General features: G+C 43.5%; 22 protein-coding genes and 1 CRISPR repeat array (1 of these 23 cut by a window edge). Of the genes, 15 read left to right on the top strand and 7 right to left on the bottom strand.

Annotated features, from left to right (window positions below):
• Positions 1-12: 12 nt before the first annotated feature.
• Positions 13-1,266, top strand: a complete 1,254-nt coding sequence (locus LC508_RS07275; RefSeq protein WP_033139706.1) for an ABC transporter permease — start codon at positions 13-15, stop codon at positions 1,264-1,266.
• A gap of 118 nt (positions 1,267-1,384) precedes the next feature.
• Here LC508_RS07275 and LC508_RS07270 read toward each other — a convergent pair whose 3' ends face one another.
• The 3 genes from LC508_RS07270 to LC508_RS07260 form a co-directional block, all read right to left on the bottom strand.
• Positions 1,385-2,167 (bottom strand): IS3 family transposase, encoded by a 783-nt coding sequence (locus LC508_RS07270; RefSeq protein ID WP_118594054.1) that lies wholly within the window; start codon positions 2,165-2,167, stop codon positions 1,385-1,387.
• A gap of 178 nt (positions 2,168-2,345) precedes the next feature.
• The gene (locus tag LC508_RS07265; RefSeq protein ID WP_103732163.1) at positions 2,346-3,020 is read right to left on the bottom strand and encodes a helix-turn-helix domain-containing protein; all 675 of its coding nucleotides are present in this window, start codon (positions 3,018-3,020) and stop codon (positions 2,346-2,348) included.
• An 80-nt stretch (positions 3,021-3,100) separates the two neighbouring features.
• Positions 3,101-3,736 (bottom strand): lactate utilization protein, encoded by a 636-nt coding sequence (locus LC508_RS07260; RefSeq protein ID WP_054353741.1) that lies wholly within the window; start codon positions 3,734-3,736, stop codon positions 3,101-3,103.
• 155 nt (positions 3,737-3,891) lie between these two features.
• Here LC508_RS07260 and LC508_RS07255 point away from each other — a divergent pair, with 155 nt between their 5' ends.
• The 8 genes from LC508_RS07255 to tsf all read left to right on the top strand — a co-directional run bounded on the left by LC508_RS07255 (position 3,892) and on the right by tsf (position 14,339).
• Entirely contained in the window at positions 3,892-4,767 is an 876-nt protein-coding gene (locus LC508_RS07255) for a DegV family protein (RefSeq protein WP_033139704.1), read from the top strand.
• A gap of 9 nt (positions 4,768-4,776) precedes the next feature.
• On the top strand, positions 4,777-6,543 hold the full coding sequence (argS, locus tag LC508_RS07250; protein ID WP_054353742.1) for an arginine--tRNA ligase: 1,767 nt from the start codon (positions 4,777-4,779) through the stop codon (positions 6,541-6,543).
• A 130-nt stretch (positions 6,544-6,673) separates the two neighbouring features.
• On the top strand, positions 6,674-8,251 hold the full coding sequence (locus LC508_RS07245; protein WP_158587309.1) for a serine/threonine protein kinase: 1,578 nt from the start codon (positions 6,674-6,676) through the stop codon (positions 8,249-8,251).
• On the top strand, positions 8,248-9,576 hold the full coding sequence (locus LC508_RS07240) for an ICP22 family protein (RefSeq protein ID WP_033139702.1): 1,329 nt from the start codon (positions 8,248-8,250) through the stop codon (positions 9,574-9,576). Before LC508_RS07245 ends, LC508_RS07240 begins: the two co-directional genes overlap by 4 nt.
• A gap of 24 nt (positions 9,577-9,600) precedes the next feature.
• Entirely contained in the window at positions 9,601-11,553 is a 1,953-nt protein-coding gene (locus tag LC508_RS07235; RefSeq protein WP_033139701.1) for a fructose-bisphosphatase class III, read from the top strand.
• Between the two features lie 15 nt (positions 11,554-11,568).
• Positions 11,569-12,396, top strand: a complete 828-nt coding sequence (locus LC508_RS07230; protein WP_103731910.1) for an alpha/beta hydrolase — start codon at positions 11,569-11,571, stop codon at positions 12,394-12,396.
• A 196-nt stretch (positions 12,397-12,592) separates the two neighbouring features.
• Positions 12,593-13,333 carry a 30S ribosomal protein S2 gene (gene rpsB / locus LC508_RS07225; RefSeq protein ID WP_033139699.1) on the top strand — a complete coding sequence of 247 codons (741 nt, stop codon included), beginning with the start codon at positions 12,593-12,595 and terminating at the stop codon, positions 13,331-13,333.
• Positions 13,334-13,406: 73 nt separating this feature from the next.
• The gene (tsf, locus tag LC508_RS07220) at positions 13,407-14,339 is read left to right on the top strand and encodes a translation elongation factor Ts (protein ID WP_033139698.1); all 933 of its coding nucleotides are present in this window, start codon (positions 13,407-13,409) and stop codon (positions 14,337-14,339) included.
• Positions 14,340-14,609: 270 nt separating this feature from the next.
• Here the strand turns inward: tsf and LC508_RS07215 are convergent, their stop codons facing one another.
• Positions 14,610-14,825 carry a helix-turn-helix domain-containing protein gene (locus LC508_RS07215; RefSeq protein ID WP_103731911.1) on the bottom strand — a complete coding sequence of 72 codons (216 nt, stop codon included), beginning with the start codon at positions 14,823-14,825 and terminating at the stop codon, positions 14,610-14,612.
• A 190-nt stretch (positions 14,826-15,015) separates the two neighbouring features.
• On the opposite strand from LC508_RS07215, the gene LC508_RS07210 reads away from it, so the two are divergent.
• Genes LC508_RS07210 through LC508_RS07195 form a run of 4 tightly spaced genes read left to right on the top strand, consistent with a single transcriptional unit; the run spans position 15,016 to position 17,229 of the window.
• Positions 15,016-15,567, top strand: a complete 552-nt coding sequence (locus LC508_RS07210; RefSeq protein ID WP_103731912.1) for a TetR/AcrR family transcriptional regulator — start codon at positions 15,016-15,018, stop codon at positions 15,565-15,567.
• Entirely contained in the window at positions 15,557-15,841 is a 285-nt protein-coding gene (locus tag LC508_RS07205; RefSeq protein WP_054353748.1) for a hypothetical protein, read from the top strand. Before LC508_RS07210 ends, LC508_RS07205 begins: the two co-directional genes overlap by 11 nt.
• Complete coding sequence (locus tag LC508_RS07200) at positions 15,828-17,048, top strand: hypothetical protein (RefSeq protein WP_103731913.1); 1,221 nt, start codon at positions 15,828-15,830, stop codon at positions 17,046-17,048. Before LC508_RS07205 ends, LC508_RS07200 begins: the two co-directional genes overlap by 14 nt.
• 16 nt (positions 17,049-17,064) lie before the next feature.
• Positions 17,065-17,229 (top strand): cysteine-rich KTR domain-containing protein, encoded by a 165-nt coding sequence (locus tag LC508_RS07195; protein ID WP_103731914.1) that lies wholly within the window; start codon positions 17,065-17,067, stop codon positions 17,227-17,229.
• A gap of 483 nt (positions 17,230-17,712) precedes the next feature.
• Here LC508_RS07195 and LC508_RS07190 read toward each other — a convergent pair whose 3' ends face one another.
• Together LC508_RS07190 and LC508_RS07185 are read right to left on the bottom strand one after the other, a co-directional pair.
• Positions 17,713-18,726: a reverse transcriptase family protein gene (locus LC508_RS07190; protein ID WP_033139693.1), complete on the bottom strand. Its 1,014-nt coding sequence runs from the start codon at positions 18,724-18,726 to the stop codon at positions 17,713-17,715.
• A gap of 342 nt (positions 18,727-19,068) precedes the next feature.
• Positions 19,069-19,998 carry an alpha/beta fold hydrolase gene (locus LC508_RS07185; protein ID WP_033139692.1) on the bottom strand — a complete coding sequence of 310 codons (930 nt, stop codon included), beginning with the start codon at positions 19,996-19,998 and terminating at the stop codon, positions 19,069-19,071.
• Between the two features lie 472 nt (positions 19,999-20,470).
• Between LC508_RS07185 and LC508_RS07180 the strand changes: the two genes are divergently transcribed.
• The gene (locus LC508_RS07180) at positions 20,471-21,154 is read left to right on the top strand and encodes a DinB family protein (RefSeq protein ID WP_054353751.1); all 684 of its coding nucleotides are present in this window, start codon (positions 20,471-20,473) and stop codon (positions 21,152-21,154) included.
• A 37-nt stretch (positions 21,155-21,191) separates the two neighbouring features.
• Here the strand turns inward: LC508_RS07180 and LC508_RS07175 are convergent, their stop codons facing one another.
• Positions 21,192-21,884 (bottom strand): flavodoxin family protein, encoded by a 693-nt coding sequence (locus LC508_RS07175; protein ID WP_033139690.1) that lies wholly within the window; start codon positions 21,882-21,884, stop codon positions 21,192-21,194.
• 658 nt (positions 21,885-22,542) lie between these two features.
• Between LC508_RS07175 and cas6 the strand changes: the two genes are divergently transcribed.
• Positions 22,543-23,112: a CRISPR system precrRNA processing endoribonuclease RAMP protein Cas6 gene (gene cas6 / locus LC508_RS07170; RefSeq protein ID WP_225305336.1), complete on the top strand. Its 570-nt coding sequence runs from the start codon at positions 22,543-22,545 to the stop codon at positions 23,110-23,112.
• Between the two features lie 311 nt (positions 23,113-23,423).
• Positions 23,424-24,092: direct repeats of the CRISPR family, unit length 32 nt; unit sequence GTCACTTCCTTCGCGGAAGTGTGGATTGAAAT; it runs 1,742 nt beyond the window's last position.

Below are 24,092 nucleotides of genomic sequence, written 5' to 3'. Positions count from 1 at the left end.
GGAGGATAAAACATGGTAGAAAATATTAGATTGTCCTTCCAGGGACTCTGGGCACACAAGATGCGTTCTTTTCTCACAATGCTGGGCATAATCATCGGAATCGCATCCCTGATTTCCATTGTCTCTACGATCAAGGGAACCAGTGAGCAGATAAAAAAGAACCTGATCGGTGAGGGCGACAATGTTGTTGACATCACCTTAAACGAGGGCAGCAACATATATCAAATGGAGTATCAGGGGATTCCCCAGGGAGTGCCGGTTGCCACAGAGGAGCAGAAACAGCAGATCCTGGATCTGGACAATGTGGAGAATGCGTCACTCTACAGGCTGCGCCAGTATGCAGACAGCGTTTACTATCAGAATCAAAGCATGGAAGGCGGCAAAGTGCTGGGAGTGGATAAAGATTATCTGGACACCTGCGGATATCAGATCGTCCGGGGGCGCGGATTTTCCAAAAAGGATTTTGACAATTTCCGTAAAGTGATCCTGCTGGATGAAACTGCCTCCAACAACTTCTTTGAAAAGGGAAAGGAGATTGGCAAAACCGTCGAGATAAAAGGAGAGCCTTTTACGGTTGTGGGAATCATTAAAAAATCAGATGAGTACGAACCGGTCATTAACAGTATGGAGGATTACTATACATATTACAGCGATGACAGCGGCATGATCCTTATGCCGGATTCCACCTGGCCCATTGTCTATCAGTATGACGAGCCGCAGCAGGCGGTCATTCGGGCTGCCAGTCCGGAGGCCATGAGCAAAGCAGGCAAGAAGACAGCGGAAATACTCAACGCGTCCATAACATCCACCTCCGATTCCATCAAATACAAGGCAGAGGATATTATGGAGAAGGCAAAGGGCCTTCAGCAGATCAGTGAGAACACGAACCGGCAGCTTATCTGGATCGCCAGCATCTCACTTCTGGTAGGCGGTATCGGCGTTATGAATATTATGCTGGTGTCTGTCACGGAACGAACCGGTGAGATCGGCCTGAAAAAAGCCATAGGCGCCAACAAGCGCAGAATCCTGGGCCAGTTTTTGACCGAAGCGGCAGTGCTTACCAGTGTAGGCGGTGTCCTGGGTGTGGCGGCAGGCTTTATACTGTCAAAGGTTATCTCGAAGATTTCCCAGACGCCTATGGTCATCAGCATTCCCGCTGCAGCGGCGGCAGTAGTATTTTCTATGATCATCGGTCTGGTATTCGGACTGCTGCCATCTATAAAGGCAGCGAATCTGAGTCCGATCGAAGCTCTGCGGAGAATGTAAAAAGAATGTATAAAATAAAAAAACGGCAGCTTTTGATATGCCCCCTGTCAAGTAGACAGGTTAAATATCTAAAATGAAATGCAGATGAACGATCACACAGATTTGTGTGGTCGTTTTTCTATGCACACCATTTCTCTTTATATTTCTCAATTCTCTTATTCGTAGGAATTGGATATTCCTGAATTATCTCAGACTGTAGCGCTTCATTTCTTACTTCCAAAGGTGTTTTACAATGATATCTATCTTGTGGTCGTTTTGTTGAATAAAATCGTATGTAATCATTTATTGCATGCCTTAAAGAAGCTTCCTCTGTGATCTCATACATTTGATACATTTCAGCTTTTATAATGCCCCAAAACCCCTCTGTAGGTCCGTTATCAATACAATGTCCAACTCTTGACATAGATTGTTCCATTTCCTGTTCTATAAGTTTTCTTTTAAACACTTTACTGGTATATTGAAACCCTCTGTCTGAGTGAAAAAGTGGCTTAGCATCTGGATTGGCTTCGATTGCTTTTTCAAATGTTTTAAATACCAGATGATTATCATTTCTGCAACTTATGACATGTGAAACTGGATATCTGTCGTACAAATCCAGAATGGCACTTAAATAGAGTTTCTTCTGTGTACCTGGTACTTTGAATTCTGTTACATCTGTTGTCCATTTCTTATTAGGTGCATTTGCATAAAAATCTCTTCCAAGTTTATTTTCAGCCGTTTCATCAGGTGTAGAAGATCTATATGTTTTCTTTTTCTTTCGGATTACTGCATGGATATCAAGTTTTTGCATGATTCTATGCACACGTTTTTTGCTGTAGTTCGTATGATTAAAGTGATTAATCCACGAAGTCATTCTACGATATCCCAAGATGTGATTAAATCGTTCATCATACTCTTTAATAGCTCCGCAAGTTCTATGTTTTTGAGTTCGTGCTCAGGAATTTCACGATGAAGCCATTTGTAATACGCAGCTCGTGATATTTCCAGTTGTTTACACATCCAGTTAAGGCTCCAATGCTTGTTTTCATAAAAGAACTTTATTGCCATAAATCTGGAATCATATCTTAGTTTTCCCAGCCTCACATCCTTTCGAATTCTTTCACTTTTTTTAACAGTTCTGTCAGCATATCCTTTTCTTTCAGTTGACTCTTTAATCTAAGATTTTCACGCCGCAAGCGTTCTAATTCATCAACCTCATCATCCGTTTTATGATGACCTCGTTTATCTATTAATGCATCATTTCCATTAGCATCATATTTCTTTACCCAAGAATAAACCTGGTTGTAAGATACATCATACAAGGATGCAGTATCTTTGTAATTACGTTCGTGATTTATACAGTATTCAACAATTTCTCTGCGTTCCTCAATAGTTGTTTTTCTTCTTGCTTCTGCCATATAGACCTCCCTTTTAGGATTATGATCCTTAAGTTCTCTATTGGCATTATAACGCATAATCCAGCCTCTGAGTACCGCCCTTGAAGAGATATTATATCTGGCAACAATATCGTCTACGCTCCCTTGTCCTGACAGGACAGCCTCTGCGCACATCTTTTTAAAATCTGACGAATAAGAGGAGTTTCCGGAAACCTTGAAAAATGCGGAGATTCCATAAAGCCTGTATTTGGCTACCCATTGCTGCAGCGTTGTTTTCCCAATGTTATATTTTTCTGACAGAAAAGGATAGGAACTCCCATCAAGGTACTCCTGTGAAACCTTTGCACGGAATTCTACTGTATGTGGTGATTTGGACATAAAAATACCTCCTAAGTAGCTTTTGGTTATTTCCATTGTCTACTTAAGAGGTATCATATCAGGGAGCTGCCGTTTTTTTCTCAGAAACCGTAAGATTCACCGATTAGGATCACTGTGATCCTGTCTTTTACACGTGAGCGTCTTGTGATCACCGTCTGACAGCAGATGCAGTCAGGACTCTGGCAGTCTTTGCAGACGCCTGTTTTGGAGCAGGGGGTATTGGCCCCGACGCGGATACTGTTGGGGGGAGCTGCTATGTTGCGGACCCTGCGGATACCGTCCTCCTCTGTGACAGACACTTTGTTCATGCCGGCCACCACCAGTACATGCTGCGGACCTGTGATCAGACAGGCAACACGGTTTCCCATGCCGTCCACATTGATCAGTTCCCCGTCCAGGGTAATGGCATTGGTGCCGGTGAGAAAATAATCTGCAGTGACGATCCTGCCATAGAGAGTCCTGGATTCCTCAGGTGTTTTGGCTTCCTTTCGGTCAAGCAGTATGTAGTCACCCTGCTTTAAGGTGTCCATAATTCCTGTCTCCACCAGTGTTTCCGAGCCACCCCAGGTCACTGTGGCATGGGCAGGGATCAGGCTTTGAATGAGCTTTCTTGCTTCTTCGGCATTTTCACAGTAATATCCCTTCATGTTCCTTTTTTCCAGATTTGACAGGATAGTTTTGGCTGTGTTTGCATAAGATTCTGTTTGAAATGACATGATTTTCCTCCTTATCAGTATTTTTTCTGAAATCTATTATAGCATGCAGTGATTTTTTCGTCAAAATTTTCCCGGGGGAGACATTGTATTTAACTCCGGTCTATGATATTATTAAAAATAGTAACCCAAAATGGGGAAAAGGAGTCAAAGAAGCAATGGAAAAAAAGAAGATTGCAGTTGTGACGGACAGTAACAGCGGCATTACCCAGCAGTGTGCCGGGGAGCTGGGGATTACGGTTCTTCCAATGCCTTTTTATATTAATGAACAGCTTTTCCTGGAGGGAATCACACTCACCCAGGAGGATTTTTATGAACGCCTGGCCCAGGATGCGGATATTTCCACATCTCAGCCATCCCCTGCCGATGTGCTGGAGACCTGGGAGCGGCTGCTTGCAGACCACGATGAGATTGTGCATATTCCCATGTCAAGCGGTCTCAGCAACTCCTGTCAGACAGCATTTGTACTGGCCAGAGAATATAAGGGGCGTGTACAGGTGGTGGACAACCAGAGGATTTCCGTCACGCAGAGACAATCGGTACTGGATGCAGTTGAGCTGGCAAAAGCCGGTAAAAACGCGGTGGAGATCAAAGAAATCCTGGAAGCCGAAAAAGGGGAATCCAGTATCTATATCACTCTGGAGACACTGAAATACCTGAAAAAAGGCGGCAGGATCACACCTGCGGCGGCTGCACTCGGCACTGTGCTGAATCTGAAACCGGTCCTGCAGATTCAGGGAGAGAAGCTGGATGCCTTTTCAAAAGCCAGAGGAAAGAAACAGGCAAAGCGTGTGATGGTCAAAGCCATGGAGGAGGACCTGAAGAACCGTTTTAAAGATAACAGGAAAAAGGGCCTCATGTGCCTGGAGGCGGCTTACACCGGCAATGAGGAGGAGGCACTGGAGTGGAAGGCAGAGCTTGAGAAGCATTTCGATATGGAAGTGCATATGGACCCTCTGTCCCTGAGTGTTGCCTGTCACATTGGACAGGGTGCCCTTGCGGTGGCAGTTTCTAAAAAAGTAGAAGTGGAGTAGTGAACAGTTATGAAGAAAATCATCGAATGCATGGAAGCAGTCATCAAAGACGCATTCACAGCTTCTGGATATGACGAAAAATTTGCCCGGGTAAATGTATCCAACCGCCCGGATCTGTGCGAGTATCAGTGCAACGGAGCGATGGCGGCAGCCAAGACATACAAAAAAGCACCTATCATGATTGCAAACGATGTGGTTGAAAAAATAAAAGAGAGTGATATGTTCAGCCAGGCAGACGCTGTGAATCCGGGGTTTATCAATCTGAAGCTGAATCCTGAATTTCTGGCATCCTATCTGAACGATATGCAGGCAGATGCTGATCTCTCCGTTGAGAAAGCAGAGTCACCAAAGACAATCATCATCGACTACGGCGGACCAAATGTGGCAAAACCGCTTCATGTGGGACATCTCCGTTCCGCCATTATCGGTGAGAGCTTAAAACGAATGGGACGTTTCCTTGGGCACAAAGTAATAGGCGATGTGCATCTGGGCGACTGGGGCCTGCAGATGGGTCTGATCATCACAGAGCTTAAAAAACGTTCTCCGGAACTGGTATATTTTGATGCATCCTATGAAGGGGAGTATCCGGCGGAAGCGCCGTTTACCGTCAGCGAGCTGGAGGAGATATACCCCACAGCCAGCGGAAAATCAAAGGAAGATGAGGACTACAGAAATGAAGCTCTGGAGGCTACTCTGGAACTTCAGCAGGGCAGAAGAGGATACCGCGCACTCTGGAGACACATCATGGAAGTGTCTGTAGCGGACCTGAAAAAGAACTATGAGAAGCTGCATGTGGATTTTGACCTCTGGAAGGGTGAAGCGGATGCAGATCCCTATATTCCGGATATGGTGGCATATTTAAAGGACAATGGGTATGCATATCTGGACCAGGGCGCTCTTGTTGTGGATGTAAAAGAGGAAAGTGATGCCAAGGAGATTCCTCCCTGTATGATCCTCAAATCCGACGGAGCTTCCCTTTACAATACCACAGACCTGGCTACCATTGTACAGCGTATGGAGGATTACCATCCGGATGAGATGATCTATGTGGTGGACAAGCGCCAGGAACTGCATTTTATCCAGGTGTTCCGCTGTGCCAAGAAGGCAAAACTCACGGAGGAGAACACCGGACTTGCATTTGTCGGCTTCGGAACCATGAACGGTAAGGACGGTAAGCCCTTTAAGACAAGAGAAGGCGGCGTTATGCGTCTGGAACGCCTCATCAATGAGATCAATGAGGAAATGTACAAGAAAATCGTTGAGAACCGCAGTGTAAAAGGCGATGATGCGAAAAAGACCGCTGAGATGGTGGGACTTTCCGCAATCAAATACGGGGATCTGTCCAATCAGGCTTCCAAAGATTACGTGTTTGACGTAGAGCGTTTCACATCCTTTGAGGGCAATACAGGGCCTTATATCCTGTATACAATTGTGCGTATCAAATCCATTCTGGAGCGCTATCGCGAAGAGGGCGGTAATCCGGAAAAGGGCACAATACTGCAGGCGGCAAATGCCAGCGAGAAGGCATTGATGCTGGAACTCTCCAGATTCAATTCCGTGATCGCCCCTGCCTTTGAGGAAAAAGCTCCGCATAAGATCTGTTCTTATATCTATGATCTGGCAAATGCGTTCAACAGTTTTTATCATGAAACTAAGATTCTCAGTGAGGAGAACGAAGCACAGAAGACTTCCTGGATTCGTCTGCTGGTTCTGGCAAGAGATGTACTGGAGACATGCATCGATCTGCTGGGATTTGAAGCACCTGAGAGAATGTGATCTAATATAAAAAGACGGGCTGCCGTATGCGGCAGTCCGTCTGAAAATATCTGAAATTTCGGCATTTCTGCCTGACATTCCATTTTCATTCTACAATATATAAGAACTACATAAAGAGGTGATGCTGTTCGTGTATGGAGAAAAGCGTCTTCTTGGAGAACGCTACCGTCTGGATAAAATCCTGGGAAAAGGCGGACAGGGGAAGGTGTATCTGGCCTTTGACATAAAGCTGGAAAAATACTGGGCTGTCAAAAGGATTCCCGCTGGCAGCAGCAGAGAAGCTGAGATCATGCGGTACCTGGAACATCCGGCGCTGCCCAGAATCGTTGATACACTAAGGACAGATGGATACTGTTATCTTGTCATGGACTATCTGGAAGGATTCACTTTGGAGGAGATAAAGAAAAGCGGAAAAAAGATACCCTGGAGCAAACGGATCCGATGGGCCATACAGCTCTGCAGTCTGCTGGAATACCTCCATGGTCCGGCAAAAGGGATTATCTACCAGGATATGAAACCTTCCAATCTGCTGGTACACATTTCAGGGGATATACGGATTCTTGATTTCGGCATTGCGTCCCTGGCCAATAAGAGCGGCAGCGGGTACGGAACACCCGGTTTTGCCGCACCGGAACAGTTTTCCGGTAGTGCAGAGGAACGAACGGACATCTATGGATTGGGAGCTGTCCTGCGTTACATGGAACAGACGGATGAACACAGATCCAAGATATATAAAAAGTGGAGACACATTGCAGACAAATGTATGGAAACCTCTCCGGGAAAACGCTACAGGAACATCCGTGCGGTCAAGAGAGAACTGCAGAATCTGGAAGAGTGGATGCACACCAGGCAGCGTGTTTACGCAGGTTCCGTTTTTCTGGCAGTGGGTTTTCTGCTCCTTTTAGGCGCGCAGGTCAGGCGGCAGGAGCTGCTGCTTGATGCGGGAAGGCTGCTGGGCTTTCGCAAAGACATCGGTCTTGCGGATACAGCGGATTACAGGGAGGCACGCCGGTATTTCCTGAAAGAACAAGAAGGGACAGAAAAAGGAGAGCTGTACCGAAAAATCCTGGATGCCATAGAAGAGGCGCCGTCAAAAAGAAACTGGGTAGAAGCCGGAGCTGCCATAGAAACATTGGAAAAAAGCGCAGGCACCTCCTGGGAGAAGGCGGGCGAACAAATATTTCTGGCAAATATTGTACAGGCATATGAAAGCGAGCTGGGATTCTCCAATCAGGAAAGCGCGGAAAAAGCACAGGGTCTTCTTTTGCAGGCGGAAAAGAATGTAAAGGAAAACAGCCGGGAGACATATGCACCGGTATACCGTGTAGAAATTTACTATCAGCTCGCCGTGATTTACGGAAAACTGGATAATCCGGTAAAAAGCATCCGGTATTATGAATTGCTTCTGGAAGAAAAAATCCCTGTAAACCTGGAACAGGAAGCACGTCTGTCAATTGCAGCCATGTACCGACAGATGCAGGAGTATATGGAAGCGGAAAAATGCTATGAACGTTATCTGAGCGATTTTCCCCAGGATGCAGAAGCCTACTGCGCCTATGCACTTATGGAAGCAGCAGAACGGGAAAACCAGAAAAAGGCAGAGAGTCTGCTTTCTCTCATGGAAAAAAGAGGAGCAAAAAAGGATGGGTTTAACAGCAAAAAAATCAAAAATAAAATCAAGGCTTTGGAAACGGAGGAAACAGAATGAATCGTAAAAGGATGTTCTTTATAGTGACAGTGATATTTTTATGTTTAGGCAGTGCGGTTCCGGTATTTGCTTCAGCCGAGGAAGATTTTGGAAATACGGACAATACTCTGCCGGAAATGACACAGATTGTAGAACTGCAGAAGGGAGAAGCGCTTTTTTTGCCCGGCAATGGCATGGTACAGATAGCAGATGAGCGCATTGCCTGCGCGGGAAGAAACGGAAATATAGAGGCCCTTGAAGAAGGGGAAACAGAAGTGGTGGTTCGGTATAAGATCAGGGTGAAAAAGACTGATTCAAAAGAAAATACGGACGAAATGAAATCTGATAAAAACGGAAAGGATACTGCAGATTTAGAGAAAACACAGACAGGTGATACATACACAGATAAAGATGCAGAAGAAATTCAAGGAGGTACAGCAGATGAGAATCAGAACACAGAAGACGGTATAAAAGATATGGAGGAAACCGAAAATGGTAACGGACATGAGGAGGCAGGGAGAACCGAAACCGCCCGGCAGCCTTCAGAGGAGGCAGAAAAAAACGAATCTGCCCGACAGCCTTCAAAAGAGAAAGAGGACGATACTCCTACGGCTATGACAGAAATCGAAATCCCCGACCGCGTGTATCCTGTTATCGCCCTTGTGAATCTGAAAAATCTTTCATCCAGCAACACGCAGGTATCGCCATGTATCACAGTACAGGATGAGAATCTGGACAAGGACAGTGTAAAAATCCGTCTTACTGGGAAACGTACAGGTGAGAGAACGATTTCCTTCCGGAAAGAGGAGAACCGGAATTGTCTGACCCTGACTCTGGACCCGGTGACAGAGGATGATGAGTATGTGCTTATCTGCGAGGCATGTGACCTGTACGGCAACCGGACAAAACAGCACTTTCTCTTTTCCGTCAATCAATCTGGCACAAGCTTTGTATACGACAGGGAGGAAATTGCCCACAGCGGCGGCTTTACACCGGAAATAACCCTGGACAATGTGGACGCCGTCCGGATTGTTTCCTGTTCGGTGAACGGGGAACCGGTTCTCTATGAGTGGAAGGAAGGAAAACTAAGAATCCCAAGTAAATACCTGAAAAACGGTAAAAACAGAATAACCCTGTCTGTTAAGGATACAGCAGGAAACATAAGTGATATGGAACCCTGGGATTTTACCATGCCTGCCAATGAAAATGCCGAAACGGACACAGAGCCCGTACCGGAGGCTGTAAAAATGCAGAAAGAAAATCCGGCCGGAATTATTTTTTTACTGATTGGCAGTGTTCTTGTTTTCTGGGAGAGGAAAATGTGTTACAATGGCAACATAAATTAATCTATAAATATTGGGGGAGACCAAATGGAAAAACTGGAACAAAAGTATCTGGAACGCCTTTCCGAACTATATCCGACGATCGCCAAGGCATCCACGGAGATCATCAACCTGCAGTCAATTCTCAACCTTCCCAAGGGAACAGAACATTTCCTGACAGATATCCACGGGGAATATGAGGCATTTTCCCATGTGCTGAAAAATGGTTCCGGTTCTGTGAGACGAAAGATCAACGAAGTATTCGGCCATACACTCAATGAACAGGACAAGCGTTTTCTGGCAACACTGATCTATTATCCGAAGGAAAAGATGGAGCTGATCAAAAAGACGGAGGAAAACATGGAGGACTGGTACAAGATCACCTTATACCGTCTGATCGAGGTGTGTAAACGTGTTGCATCCAAATACACCCGATCCAAAGTCCGTAAAGCCCTGCCGCCTGATTTTGCATATGTTATCGAGGAGCTTATCACCGAGAAACCGGAGCTCAATGACAAAGAGGCTTACTATGAGCAGATTATTGAGACCATTATAGCCATAGGCAGGGCGGAAGTGTTTATCATCGCTCTTTCGGAGCTGATCCAGCGTCTGGTTGTGGACCATCTGCATATTCTGGGAGATATTTATGACAGGGGGCCGGGGCCGCACCATATCATGGAGAAGCTGGAGGAATATCACTCTCTGGATATCCAGTGGGGCAACCATGACATTGTCTGGATGGGTGCGGCAGCAGGCCAGCGTTCCTGTATTGCCAATGTGATCCGCATCTGTGCCCGCTATGCGAATCTGGACCTTCTGGAAGACGGATATGGCATTAATCTGCTGCCATTGGCTACCTTTGCCCTGACGTATTATCAGGATGACCCCTGTGAGTGCTTTAAAATAAAAGGGGGAAATACCCTCAATCCGGCAGAGACTGTGCTGAACATGAAGATGCACAAGGCCATTTCCGTTATCCAGTTCAAACTGGAAGGGCAGCTTTTGATCAGGAGAAAAGAATTTCATATGGCAGACCGGGCGCTTCTGGATGATATTAACTATGAGGAGGGGACCATCCGTTTATACGGAAAAGAATACAACCTTCTGGATCATGTCTTCCCGACCGTGGACCCGGAAAATCCCTATGAGCTTTCAAAAGAGGAGGAGGAGGTTATGGAACGCCTCGTCTCCGCCTTTGCCAACTGTGAGAAGCTCCAGCGCCATATGCAGCTTCTTTTGAAGAAGGGAAGTTTGTACAAGGTATATAACAACAACCTGCTTTATCACGGCTGTGTCCCTCTGAATGAGGACGGCAGCTTTAAAGAGGTTGAAGTGTACGGCAGGACTTATAAAGGAAGAGAGCTCTATGACGTGCTGGAAGCCTATGTGCGGAAAGCTTTCTTTGCTCTGGACAAGGAAGAAAAACAGCGCGGCAGGGATATTCTGTGGTTTATCTGGAGCAGTCCCTCGTCTCCGCTGTTCGGCAAGGATAAGATGGCTACCTTTGAGCGGTATTTCCTTGCCGAGAAGGAAACCCATGTGGAGAATAAGAATCCTTACTACAGACTTTTAGAGGATGAAAGCGTAGTGGATAATATTTTCCGGGAGTTCGGAATCGAAGGGGACTGCTGCCATATTATAAACGGTCATGTCCCGGTACACCATACCTCAGGGGAAAGTCCCATCAAATGCGGCGGCAAAGTGCTGGTCATTGACGGTGGATTTTCAAAAGCATATCAGAAGGAGACCGGGATTGCGGGATATACGTTGATTTATAATTCCTGGGGAATGATCCTGGCAGCCCATGAACCATTTACCTCTGCAGAGGATGCCATCACAAGGGAGAGCGATATTCTCTCTGACAGTATTTTAGTAAAACGCACCTCTCTTAGGAAAACAGTGGGGGATACGGATAACGGACATCACCTGCAGGAGAGCATTGATGAGCTGAGACAACTTCTGAAGGCCTACAGAAACGGCCAGATTATTGAGAAGGAATAAAAGGAGAGCAGAAACATGATACATGAAAATATTCCGATTCAAATGTCAGGGTCTTCCAAAGAGACACATTTGACAACTTATATTTTGGCTGCGTATGAGGAGCTGCCGGAAGATTTAATGCGGCCTCTGATACTGATCTGTCCCGGAGGCGCATACCGATTTACGGCTGACAGAGAGGCGGAGATGGTGGCTCTGCAGTTTAACAGCATGGGATATCACGCGGCAGTTCTGCGCTATTCCTGTGCTCCCAGTGTATTTCCCGCAGCCCTGACCGAGGTGGCCCGCTCTGTGCAGATGATACATGAGAAGGCGGAGGCGTGGCATGTGGATACGGAAAATATCTTTGTTATGGGATTTTCAGCGGGAGGCCATCTGGCAGCCAGCTACGGTGTTTTCTGGAACAGGGATTTTCTTTCTGAGGCTGTGGGATGCAGCAGGGAGATTTTAAAAGTAAAAGGTCTGATTCTCTGCTATCCGGTGATCACATCCAGGGAGGATTACGGGCATCTGGAAAGCATCCATAATCTGCTGGGCAGTGATTATGAAGAGAAAAAAGCGGAGATGGCACTGGAAACCCAGGTAGATGTCCATGTGCCCCAGGCTTTTCTCTGGCATACCTTTGAGGACCAGAGCGTGCCGTTTCAGAACTCCCTGTTATTTGTGGAGGCAATGGGAAAAGCGGGCGTTCCGGCTGAATACCATCTCTATCCCAAGGGCAGTCATGGCCTCTCCCTGGCAAATGAGACACTGATGCGTGCAGACGGCACCGGTGTACAGAAAGAGTGCCAGAGCTGGATGCCGCTGCTTAACATTTGGCTTAAGAATGCCTGCAAAAGAAAATAAGTAGTATAAACCTTGTAAAAACAGGAAAAAATCTTAAAAACAGCTTGCAACATACACCTCAGCTATGCTATAATACCAACGTTGCAAAATAACCACGTCTATGAATACCAAAGGACGGTGCCTGCGGACAAGCGTCCGACAGTGTCCCTGCGGAGAGGAAATAGACGGAAGAAAACAACCAAAAAGGAGAAAAAACATGAGCGTTATTTCAATGAAACAGTTACTGGAAGCAGGTGTTCATTTCGGACATCAGACCAGAAGATGGAACCCTAAAATGGCTCCCTACATCTACACAGAGAGAAACGGCATCTACATCATCGACCTGCAGAAATCTGTAGGAATGGTTGACGATGCTTACAAAGCAGTTGCAGACATCGCAGCTGACGGCGGCACAATCCTGTTCGTAGGAACTAAAAAACAGGCTCAGGATGCTATCAAAGTGGAAGCAGAGCGCTGCGGAATGTTCTATGTAAACGAAAGATGGTTAGGCGGAATGCTGACAAACTTCAAGACCATCCAGAGCAGAATCGCAAGACTGAAAGAAATCGAAGCTATGGAAGCTGACGGAACTTTCGACGTACTGCCGAAAAAAGAAGTTATCGAGCTGAAAAAAGAGCAGGCCAAATTAGAGAAGAACCTGGGCGGTATCAAAGAAATGAAGAAACTCCCGGATGCCATCTTCATTGTAGACCCGAAAAAAGAAAGAATCTGCGTTCAGGAAGCACATACATTAGGTATTCCGTTAATCGGTATCTGTGATACAAACTGTGATCCGGAAGAACTGGATTATGTTATCCCGGGCAATGATGATGCCATCAGAGCCGTAAAATTAATCGTTTCCAAAATGGCAGATGCTGTCATTGAAGCTAACCAGGGTGTTGCTGAAGACAGCGAAATCTTCGAGGAAGCAGCAGAAGAGGAAGCAACAGAGGAATAATTCAAAGCGCCTTGGCTGTACTGCCAAGGCGGTTCTTTAGAAAAAACCAATAGAATTCAGGAGGAATATCACGATGGCTATTACAGCAGGAATGGTAAAAGAATTAAGAGAGATGACCGGCGCCGGCATGATGGACTGTAAGAAAGCTCTTGCAGCAACAGAAGGCGATATGGATAAAGCAGTTGAATTCCTGAGAGAAAAAGGACTTGCTACTGCACAGAAAAAAGCAAGCCGTGTTGCAGCAGAAGGTCTGTGCAAAACTCTGGTATCTGCTGACGAGAAGAAAGCAGTTGTTGTAGAGGTTAACGCAGAGACAGACTTCGTTGCTAAAAACGAAAAATTCCAGGGCTATGTTGCACAGGTTGCAGAGCAGGCTATGGATACAGAAGCAGCCGATGTGGAAGCTTTCTTAGCTGAAGCATGGAAATTCGATACAACAAAAACCGTTCAGGAAGCTCTGGCAGGCCAGATTGCTGTTATCGGTGAGAACATGAACATCAGAAGATTTACAAAGGTATCCGAAGAAAACGGATTTGTTGCATCCTACACACACATGGGTGGCAAAATCGGTGTTCTGGTTGATGTTGAGACAGATGTCATCAACGATGCTGTAAAAGAAATGGCTAAAAACATTGCCATGCAGGCAGCAGCTCTGAAACCTGTATACACAAACAGAAGTGAAGTGTCTCAGGAATACATTGAGCATGAGAAAGAAATCCTGACAGCAGCAGCTAAGAACGAGAAACCGGACGCTAACGACAAGATCATCAGCGGTATGGTTATGGGCCGTATCAACAAAGAGCTGAAAGAAATCTGTCTGTTAGACCAGGTTTATGTAAAAGCAGAAGACGGAAAACAGACCGTTGCCAAATACGTTGAGGAAGTTGCGAAAGCTAACAATGCTAAGATTACAGTAAAAGGCTTCGTTCGTTTCGAGACCGGAGAAGGTATTGAGAAGAAAGAAGAGAATTTTGCTGAGGAAGTTGCTAAGCAGATGGGCAACTAAGCGAATTTTTCAATTAAATTAAGGTTAAAATTATAGAGGCTTCGAAAGCCTTATAAACACAAGCATTTTCCAGTGGTTATAAGGTTTTCGGGGTCTTTTTCTTGTGAAAGTCTGCTATGGCAACAACCTCATAATCAGGAAAGCTTGCTACGAAACTTTCTTCTCACTACCTACAACACCGGGAACCTCTGATTTGACGGACTTTTGCAAAAGAAAAATGCCGCAGTTTGCGACGTTTCCAATAGTTGCACAGACAAAAAACGGAGGATTTTATTCCACCGTTTCCTTGCTGTTGGCTTCCTGTATTCCCTTTGCAGTTGTCGTCATAATTGTTAAGTCCCGGCTGTTCTCAATGGACGCGATATAGCGCGGCGTAATATTCAGCCTGTCTGCTAACTGGTTGCGCGAGATACCCTTTGCCTTTCTTGCTTCTTTTATGGCTTGCCCGAAAGCCTTAAAATTATACTTCACTTTGTCCTGCTTCATATTTTTCACCCTACTACATTTTGCCGTTCACCTTTCTGCTTTGGATATGATTACACATAGCATAGCTTTAATAGTAATAGAGCATGATATGTATGGTTTTTATGAACTACCAACCGGAGGAATTGACAAAAATCTTTTTACAACGTATAATAACAATGATATATAACTTAGTTATCAAAAGGAGGACGTTATGCCACCAAAAGTTAAGATACCCAGAGAAGCTATTATTGAAAAAGCATTTGAGTTGACAAAAGTATATGGTTTTGAAAAAGTAACCGCACGTTTGCTTGCCAGTGAATTAAAATGCTCTACTCAACCAGTGTTTTATGCTTTTCATAATATGGAAGAACTAAAGGAAGAAGTTTACAAAAAAACGCAAAAACTATTTGAAGAAACTATGCTACAACAGCCTTTTGATACAGAAACTCCCTATTTTTTAAGCATGGGATTAAAGTATGTGGAGCTGGCTCAAAATGAAAAAAATCTGTTCCATCTTCTATGTATGTCAGATAGCGGAACAAGACTTGAAAGCCTTTATGATTTGGCTAAGCACGTTCCTATTCCGATTGAACCGGAAGTGTTTGTGAAAACATGGATATTTACGCATGGTATAGCAACGATTGTTTCTACGAACACAACGAACATTGCGCCCGAAGAAATAAGGCAGTTACTTATTGAAGCATGTACCAGTTTCAAATTATATCACAATGAAAACAAGGGAGGTTCGGCAAATGAAACATAAGAATATGAACTATAATAACCGCTATAAATATAAACTGAATATGCTTGAACTGGGGCTTACTATGATGAAACTCATCGGCGTATTATTTGTAACCAGTATTTTATTTTGGGCGGCAGGGTGGCATTGGCTTTCTTCAATAACTTTGTTTTTGGCAGGAGCCGTAATTGCTGTTTTGTTAATCTTGTTAGCCATTGAAGCACATCAGGACAAGGTGTTGAATGATATTGCTATGCGGGAAAATAATAAATTGGAGAAAAAATATGAAATCGATTAAAAATTATGTGTATACAGAACGTGCGCATTTTATGTGTCCTAATATGCACTTTGGGATTATGGCAAAAATAGAAAGCAATTATGATGAAGGGCAGCTAAAACAAAGCATAGACACTCTTCAAAAAGCGCACCCGTTTCTGCAAAGTTTAATTGCAGAGGAAACGGACACTGGCAGATTTTATTATCAAATACAAGATTATTTGAATATTCCTGTAATGGTAAAAGAAGAAGCCGCTTTGTGGCAACAAGATTATGAGGAAATATCTGTCCGTGGGTGGAATGTCATGAATGAATGTCTGCTAAAAGTAGTAGTTTATCCAAAGGAAAATGAATTTCAAATACTTTTTATCGCCCACCATCTTTTGTGTGATGGTAGAGGGCTTCTACAACTGGCAGAAGAATTTGCAGAGCATTATGCTAACGGAGTAATACCGCAATTTGCCCCGGAACGTTTAATTCAATGCCTAAACGATCTTCCCTCAAACAGCGATTTACCTCTTATCAGTAAATTGATAATAGGCGACGCAAACAGAAGATGGAAAAAAGAGGGGCAGCAAGTTATGTATGAGGAATATAGCACATTTGAAAGAGCCTATATTCAAAAACACAAAATGAAACGGGAAATTTTCACCATTTGTAATCAGGAGTTAGAAGAAATATTGACTTTATGCAAACAACATAGTGTTACTGTAAACGACTGGCTGATTGCAAAGATGATGTTGGAAGAGAATACAAATAAGGTGGTTATCGCAGCCGATATTCGTAATCAGGCAAAATGTTACAGACAGGGAGCAATGGGGAATTATTCGACTGCTTTTGGTGTTTCCGTGAAAAAGAACGGGGAAAATGTTATTATCCTTGCAAAGCGCGTAGCGTCACAAGTCATAAACATATGTCAACACCCACGGAAAGAAATGCTTGTGCTTGCCTGTTATATACATATGCAGCCGGAGCTGATTGACGCTGTTACAATATCTACATTGGGAGATTTCGGAAGTAAAGCAGGAACATTTATAGGAAGAAATATGTTTGGATATGGTTCTCAAAATGGTTATAGCATTACCAACTTAGGGAAAATCGAAAGTAATATAATTGCAGAAGCTGTTTTTATACCACCCGCTTCACCTGCCAACAAAAAAACTTGGGGTGTTCTAACGGTGAATAGCCATATGAAAATATGCGTGTCAAATTTAATTGCAGAAAGGTAATATTCTAAAGCAGGAAATAAAATGGGTACGTTGTCCTGTTTGTGGCAATAAAACAAGGTTACAGATACGGGAAGATACAGAACTAAAAAACTTTCCTCTTTATTGCCCGAAGTGCAGACAAGAAAGTTTGATTGACGTAAAGGATTTACAGGTAACAGTGATTAAGCGTGAAGTTGATTAGCAAAGCGACAAATTAGAATGGTTAAATCCCTTGAAAATGTTGAATTTACAGCGTTTCAAGGGTTTTTTGCGGTTTTAGTGAGCGTATAATACATTTTCGGTAAAATAGAGTTTATAAGATCTTCTATAATACAATAAAATTATAGAAAAGCTCCTTAATTATAGTCGGACAAAAGAAACCGGTACATGAATTGCAAATGATGGAAAGAAACCGGAACATAATTCTTTAATTTTGGGAAAAATATGATATTCAGACGGATAAAGGCATTCAAGATGCACTTGAATAGGTAATAGAAAAAGGACAGCAAAAGATCCGAATTCTATGCAGTGCTGAAAATTACGCCTTATCAAAAGCTAAACCCCGGAGAACCATATTCCTCCTAAGCGATAAACACGGCTGAAAGTGTTATATTTAGCAATCTTAGGGACCGGGAAAAAGGATTACAACAATCCAGAACCGGGTCCAGGCGCAAAAGGGCTTGTATTATATGTCCCTTAGCAGTCTGCGGATATCTTCCCTTGCTTCTCGAAACTGTACATCTTCCGGCGAAATCTGCAGAATAAACTGAATTTTCCCCAGCAGATGCCGCAGATAACGGACCGTATCCGACTCCCCCTCGGTCATCCATTCTTTCTTGTTACAACGCCGTAAATGCTCCATTACCCCGTATTTTTTACAGTAATATACCTCTGCCCGTACCTCTCTTTTATACGCACGCCCAACATCTGCCTTCTCGTTCACAACGATTCCCGTCACGGTTTGTCTGGTATGTTTTCCAAGCAGCTTAGTTTTCTTTTCATTCAGCACAAATCCCATGGTTAAAAGGTAGTTTTTGACCTTATTTTTCAGTTCGACTTCATCGAATACACCGGAAAATGTCATATCGTCACTGTAACGTGTATAATGAATCCCCCTTTCCTCGCACCATGCTCCCATATAGTTGTCAAACGACTTCATGACCAGATTGGAAACTGTCGGAGAAGTAGGTGCGCCCTGCGGAAGATAATCTTCATAACAGCAAAGTTCTGCCAGTATCCGTCTTACTGCAGGCGGAAAGTAGATGGCCGGAAAGGCTGATTGGTAAACCAGAGGAAATGTTATGTTTTCAAAGAAGTTTTCTATATCCAATTTCATGACCTGTTCCTGTCCTACATGGGAAAGTGCATTGTCCAGCACTGTGGTTTTCTTTTTGTAGGCAGTGGCATAGACGGAAACGGAAAGTCCGTCCAGAACATGATGAAGCAGATTTTTCTGTATGGTATTCAGTAACGCGTCCGGTACCAGCAGACGGCGCACACTGCCGTTTCGCTTTGGAATCTGGGCAGTATGGTAGTGTTTCTTTATATGATTACTGACAGCATAGAGACATGCAAGTTCTTTTTCCTCTCGTACAGGTGCTCCCTGTAGAAGCCGGAAGGACAGCAGCATGTCTTTGATCTGTTCTTTTGTACAATATTTCCATAAATCATTGTCATAGTTTGATAAAGTAGTTGTCATATGATTCTTTTTCACCTCGTATACAGGGACAATACAAGAAGGTGATTCTGTAAGATGCGCAGACGTACACAGGCGTAAGCCGCCTGCACACGGCAGTGTGCTGAAGTACCTCGGAGCATCTGGAAGTCTTTTGGTCTCTTTTTCTATACCGGACGGCGACTCGCCATCCGGCTGGATATGCTGTCCTATTTCAGACAGATCCAGATATGCTATTGTCCCTGTACCACTATCATATCATCTGTGTAGTAAACTTACAATTTATTTTTACTGAAAGGGAACTTTCATGGAAGTGTGATTCTGTTACGGAGAACCCGCAATGTTTAAGCGGGTTCTCTATTGCAGTTAAATTCCAAGAATTCCGTCCATAAATGCGATAATTCCCTCCTCGACATCATTCTTGATCTCACTGTAGTTATGTATTTCATGACGATATCCGGAATATACGCGGGTTTTCACGTCATGTCCGGTATCACAAAGCCAGTTCGAGACCTCATAGATACCTTTTCCGTATTCGCCAACAGGGTCCTGGTCACCGCCGATATTATAAAACGGCAGGTCCTTTGGAACTCTCTCGGCCCACTGTGTTCCTTCAATTGCCAGCATCATCTGGGTAAAGTCATAGAGTGACCGGTTGCTGGTTGGTTTGGTAAAGGCATCAAAAGGATCTTCCGCGTGGTCACGCTGTACATAAGGGTCTGAACAGATCCATTCATTTCCGATGGTAACATCATCACACCGTTCGCACATCCATCCCATCAAGGCACCTGTAAATTCCGGATTGGAATCCATTCCCAGTCCGTCGTCAATGGCTTTTTTGAGAAGCTCTGCGGCTTTATCCGCTCCCCGGAAGACTCCCGTTGTACCGCAGATCGTGACACCTGCCAGGTCTTCTCCATATTTTGCCGCATAATCTCTGGCTATAAAGGATCCCATGCTGTGACCGAAAATAAAATACGGCAGATTCGGATATTTTTCACAGACCAGTTTTTTCAGGCTGTGTTCATCCTCCATCATGGTGTGGAATCCCGCATCGCCCCAATCACCCCATACACCGCTGACCATGGCTGTTTTTCCGTGCCCCACATGGTCATCAGCCGCTACAATATAACCGGCGTCCATGAATTTTACGATCATATGCAGATACCTTCTGGAATGCTCACCGAATCCGTGGATAATCTGTACGATTCCTTTCGGCCTGGCAGCCGGAACGTATATCCATCCCTGCACCTGGTCACGTTTGTTGTAAGACAGAAAATTTACTTCATGCAGCATAAAAACACCTCCATTGTGATAAAATTTGTAACTACTTTTATTGTAAGGGGCAGAGAGGAGCGTGTCAAACGGAAATGAAATTATATGAGAATATTGCAGCCTGAACAGCCAGGGAGAGTATGATTTTGAACAGAGCTCCATTTTTTAGAGCCTCGTGAAACCTGGAATACTGGTTATTATAATTACTCCAGTATGAAATGATTGAAATAGTAATAACGGAATTTTTATTATGACAGACATATGTCACATTTAAAATGTTATAATATTTATAATCTAAATCTTAATATAGATTCAAAGTTTCAAAAGAATAACCGTTCGCATCTATAGTCATAAGTTTGGGTGGAATTATATCTGATATACTAAAGTATTTTAGTAATTATTTCTTGTTTCAAAATCATGAAAAGTTCGAGGTGGTTCTATTCCAATATAGACTTTGGAGCGGTAAGAAAATTAACGTAAGGAGAGGCTATTTATGTTTGATATCGAAAAGGATTACAATTTAAAGATTGATGAATTACGAAAGCTGCTGAAATCGTCCAGGCGTTTTGACCAGGCAATTGAATTAGCATTGGAAATTCATGCAGTGACGCACACAGGTAAGGTTTCATTAAGTGACAGTCCTACATTTTGTGATGATTTATTGGAGGGATTGGAGAATGAGGATTACAGCATAATGCCGACTGAGAAAGACGAAACAATAGCCTGGCATTTATGGCATATAGCGAGAATAGAAGATTTGGTGGGAAATCTTCTTATAGCAGAACAGCCCCAAATTTTCAATGAAGAATGGATGGAAAAAATGAGTGTGTCCGTAAGAGATACCGGTAACGTAATGACGGACATGCAGATTATTGATTTTAGTGAGCAGGTAAATAAACAGGAGCTGATAAATTACAGAAACGCGGTAGGCTGTCAGACCCGCAAAATATTAAAATCCTTGTCACCACTTGATTTGAAACGGAAACCCGGAGAAGAATATTTAGCGCGGCTGGTCAGCGAAGGTGGTTTGCTGGAAGTAAAAGGGTCCATTTGGCTTAAAAATTTTTGGGGCCGGCACACTTTTGCAGGGCTTATTTTGCTGCCGATAACTCGTCATCATATGATGCATCTGTCCGATAGTGTGGTCATTAAAGAGTTTTTGTTAAATAATCGGTAAAATAGGTTAGATGAACGGAGCTGCCTATGGGAGATAGTCAAGGCTTCCATGGGCGGGCTTTTTCTGCCCATCCTTTTTCCTTCCAGTATTTTACATCCGCTTCATTCCATCCTCTCCGCTGTAACAATCGCATAATATTAAAAAATGCTCTGGTTTTTATGGAAGGAGATACGTGCCCTATATTCTCATTAATTTTATCAGCTATTACAGTGATTTTTTTATCTATACGTTTTTTTAGATCAGGATTCACGGCATCCCATGAAACTGCGGCAACGCCTACGCCATATTTATAAGTTCTGGCAACACCCCAGAAGAATGTGCTGTCAGCCATATCTTTATTTGTACTTTTCATGCCTCCGCCAGCGGCTGTGGATATGCAGACAGCCTGTTTGCGGAACATTTTTTCTTCCGGTCGATGCACCATCCACCGGTATCCATAATGGTCTAAAAAAGCTTTCATTGCTCCTGTTGTATGATAAACGTATACAGGACTTGCCAGAATGATTACGTCGGCACGGTCGATAGCTTCTGTGATAGGCTTTAAGTCCTTAAAGTGAGGACATAGTGTTTCTGATTTTTCAAAACAATTTGTACATCCGATACAAAAAGAATGAAAATCCTTTGGCAGAAAAAATTCTGTGACTTCGCCATTTAATTTTTCTGTTAGCATTTTAGCGATATGATAGGTTGAACCTTTATGGCTTTGACCATGTATAACAGCTATTTTCATTTTCTGTTTCCTTTCCTGTTTTCAGGTAAATTATAGCATAATAATGGTTTGAGAGGTACTTTTTATTTTATGTTTTGGGAAAGATACTTAGTATTATAAAGAGATTGTTTTTGCAGCCGGGTATAGGGACGATTAAGGGAGGGCTTTTGGTATATCTAAGCCAATGGAGGGCAGCGCTACAGATTATGGTGATTTATTTTATTTTTATGATTGAAGTGGCTAATATATTATGACTTGATGAAATGAAAAGAGGTTTTTATTTGGAAAAATATAGGATATAATGTAATAAAATAAATCATAGTCAGGTCAGGGAGGATATATGTTCGAGTTCATAAAAATATTAACATTGCGTGCAACATATGAATGTCAGGAAGAAGGAAGGCTGCCTTCATATTTGGGATCTACAATAAGAGGAATTTTAGGCCATTGCATCCGGGATTTTTGCTGTGATTTTCCTGATAAAAGATGTTTTCAGTGTGAGAAAAAGGATAATTGTCTCTATGTGCAATGTTTTAGCAATACGGGTGGAGAAGCAGGTGCAGTGAATCCATATGTGTTATATGTACATGGAGAAGGCAGAGAAAGATGGAAGAAAGGAGATTTATGTGTATTTGACCTTACTCTGCTTGGCAGTGGAACAGAAAGAGCAGGCATATATTTGGATGCACTGCAGGCAGCAGAGAAAAGGGGATGGGGGGCGGCAAGGCTGTCCTTTCGTTTGATGCAGGTTATCGACTCAGATTCGGGCAATGTGATCTATGCAGGGGGAAAATGCTGGTTTCGCAATCTTTCTCCAAAGCCGCTTCAGACGACAGGACGAAATGCCTCTTATGCAAGCCTTTTTTTTGATACACCGCTTAGAATCGTATCAGGGGATAAACTATTTGATAAACTTCCCTTTGATACGTTTATACAGTTTCTTATCCGCAGAATATCGCTGTTGACAAAGGCTTACACCGATTTTCAATTAGAATGGAAAGAGGAGGAACTTCTGAACCAGGCCAGGAAAATCAAGACTTTAGATGAGTATTGGAGAGAAGTTCCGTTCATCAGGTATTCTATGAATCAGAAAGATGGAAAGTTAAAACTTTCATCCAGGACTGGCTGGATTTTATATGAAGGGGATCTATCTGGTTTTGTGCCAATTTTGGAAGCGGGTAAGTATCTGCGGGTAGGAAAAGGTGCTACCATTGGATTTGGACATTATGATATTTCTTATGATAAATAATGGGGAAATAAAAGGCTGGAAACAGTGGGATTGAGAGGGATTGTGATAAAAATCGGCCTTGAATTTTTTGTAGAAAATGCAGATGATATAATATTTGTTCAGAAGATGATTACTAAGCTTATTTTATAAAGTGCGAATGTGGAGTGAACATAGTTTGCCGGGGAGATTCGCACTTGAAAAAATGGTTAAAAATTGATGATGGAGTGATTTTTTTAAGATATATTTGTAGGAAAGGTTGCATTATTAATCAAAAAGGGTTAAAATTTGGTAGAAAGAAACAATATTTATTGGGAATATTGTGCATGTTTGCTGTCACTTCCTTCGCGGAAGTGTGGATTGAAATCAAGGTTAATGAGCTCAGTGAGCAAAACAGCAACAAGTCACTTCCTTCGCGGAAGTGTGGATTGAAATATGATGATTTCTGCTGCCAAACAGAGGAAGAGGGTCACTTCCTTCGCGGAAGTGTGGATTGAAATCGTTATCTGTCTTAACAGTATTGCTTACTGACATGTCACTTCCTTCGCGGAAGTGTGGATTGAAATCTTTTGCTGGAGGAGGCAGAGGCTTTTGTGTTGTGTCACTTCCTTCGCGGAAGTGTGGATTGAAATCGGTATTGTACTCTGTGGTGCTTCCCACCAGGGCGTCACTTCCTTCGCGGAAGTGTGGATTGAAATGCTCCCAAATCAACAAACGGGATGTTACCGTAAGAGTCACTTCCTTCGCGGAAGTGTGGATTGAAATCCTCATGTGGGTGATTGTCCCGTTACCACCTAGGGTCACTTCCTTCGCGGAAGTGTGGATTGAAATTCAAGTGCTGTCTCCGCCCTTTCCGTTACCTGTGTCACTTCCTTCGCGGAAGTGTGGATTGAAATTGCTCATATACGATTACTCTACCGGGTCAACCGGGTCACTTCCTTCGCGGAAGTGTGGATTGAAATTCTATGATGTGGTTTCTGCCAGCAACCTGGAAATCGTCACTT

The organism is Blautia parvula (assembly GCF_020215665.1).
GTDB classification, from domain to species: Bacteria; Bacillota; Clostridia; order Lachnospirales; family Lachnospiraceae; genus Blautia; species Blautia celeris.
Note: the sequence above shows the minus strand (reverse complement) of the source record. Positions and strands in the feature narration are given on the sequence as shown.

Coding starts and splice junctions, on each gene's coding strand:
- LC508_RS07275 (WP_033139706.1), top strand. CDS start 13: ATGGTAGAAAATATTAGATTGTCCTTCCAGGGACTCTGGGCACACAAG.
- LC508_RS07265 (WP_103732163.1), bottom strand. CDS start 3,020: ATGTCCAAATCACCACATACAGTAGAATTCCGTGCAAAGGTTTCACAG.
- LC508_RS07260 (WP_054353741.1), bottom strand. CDS start 3,736: ATGTCATTTCAAACAGAATCTTATGCAAACACAGCCAAAACTATCCTG.
- LC508_RS07255 (WP_033139704.1), top strand. CDS start 3,892: ATGGAAAAAAAGAAGATTGCAGTTGTGACGGACAGTAACAGCGGCATT.
- argS (WP_054353742.1), top strand. CDS start 4,777: ATGAAGAAAATCATCGAATGCATGGAAGCAGTCATCAAAGACGCATTC.
- LC508_RS07240 (WP_033139702.1), top strand. CDS start 8,248: ATGAATCGTAAAAGGATGTTCTTTATAGTGACAGTGATATTTTTATGT.
- LC508_RS07235 (WP_033139701.1), top strand. CDS start 9,601: ATGGAAAAACTGGAACAAAAGTATCTGGAACGCCTTTCCGAACTATAT.
- LC508_RS07230 (WP_103731910.1), top strand. CDS start 11,569: ATGATACATGAAAATATTCCGATTCAAATGTCAGGGTCTTCCAAAGAG.
- rpsB (WP_033139699.1), top strand. CDS start 12,593: ATGAGCGTTATTTCAATGAAACAGTTACTGGAAGCAGGTGTTCATTTC.
- tsf (WP_033139698.1), top strand. CDS start 13,407: ATGGCTATTACAGCAGGAATGGTAAAAGAATTAAGAGAGATGACCGGC.
- LC508_RS07215 (WP_103731911.1), bottom strand. CDS start 14,825: ATGAAGCAGGACAAAGTGAAGTATAATTTTAAGGCTTTCGGGCAAGCC.
- LC508_RS07210 (WP_103731912.1), top strand. CDS start 15,016: ATGCCACCAAAAGTTAAGATACCCAGAGAAGCTATTATTGAAAAAGCA.
- LC508_RS07205 (WP_054353748.1), top strand. CDS start 15,557: ATGAAACATAAGAATATGAACTATAATAACCGCTATAAATATAAACTG.
- LC508_RS07200 (WP_103731913.1), top strand. CDS start 15,828: ATGAAATCGATTAAAAATTATGTGTATACAGAACGTGCGCATTTTATG.
- LC508_RS07190 (WP_033139693.1), bottom strand. CDS start 18,726: ATGACAACTACTTTATCAAACTATGACAATGATTTATGGAAATATTGT.
- LC508_RS07185 (WP_033139692.1), bottom strand. CDS start 19,998: ATGCTGCATGAAGTAAATTTTCTGTCTTACAACAAACGTGACCAGGTG.
- LC508_RS07180 (WP_054353751.1), top strand. CDS start 20,471: ATGTTTGATATCGAAAAGGATTACAATTTAAAGATTGATGAATTACGA.
- LC508_RS07175 (WP_033139690.1), bottom strand. CDS start 21,884: ATGAAAATAGCTGTTATACATGGTCAAAGCCATAAAGGTTCAACCTAT.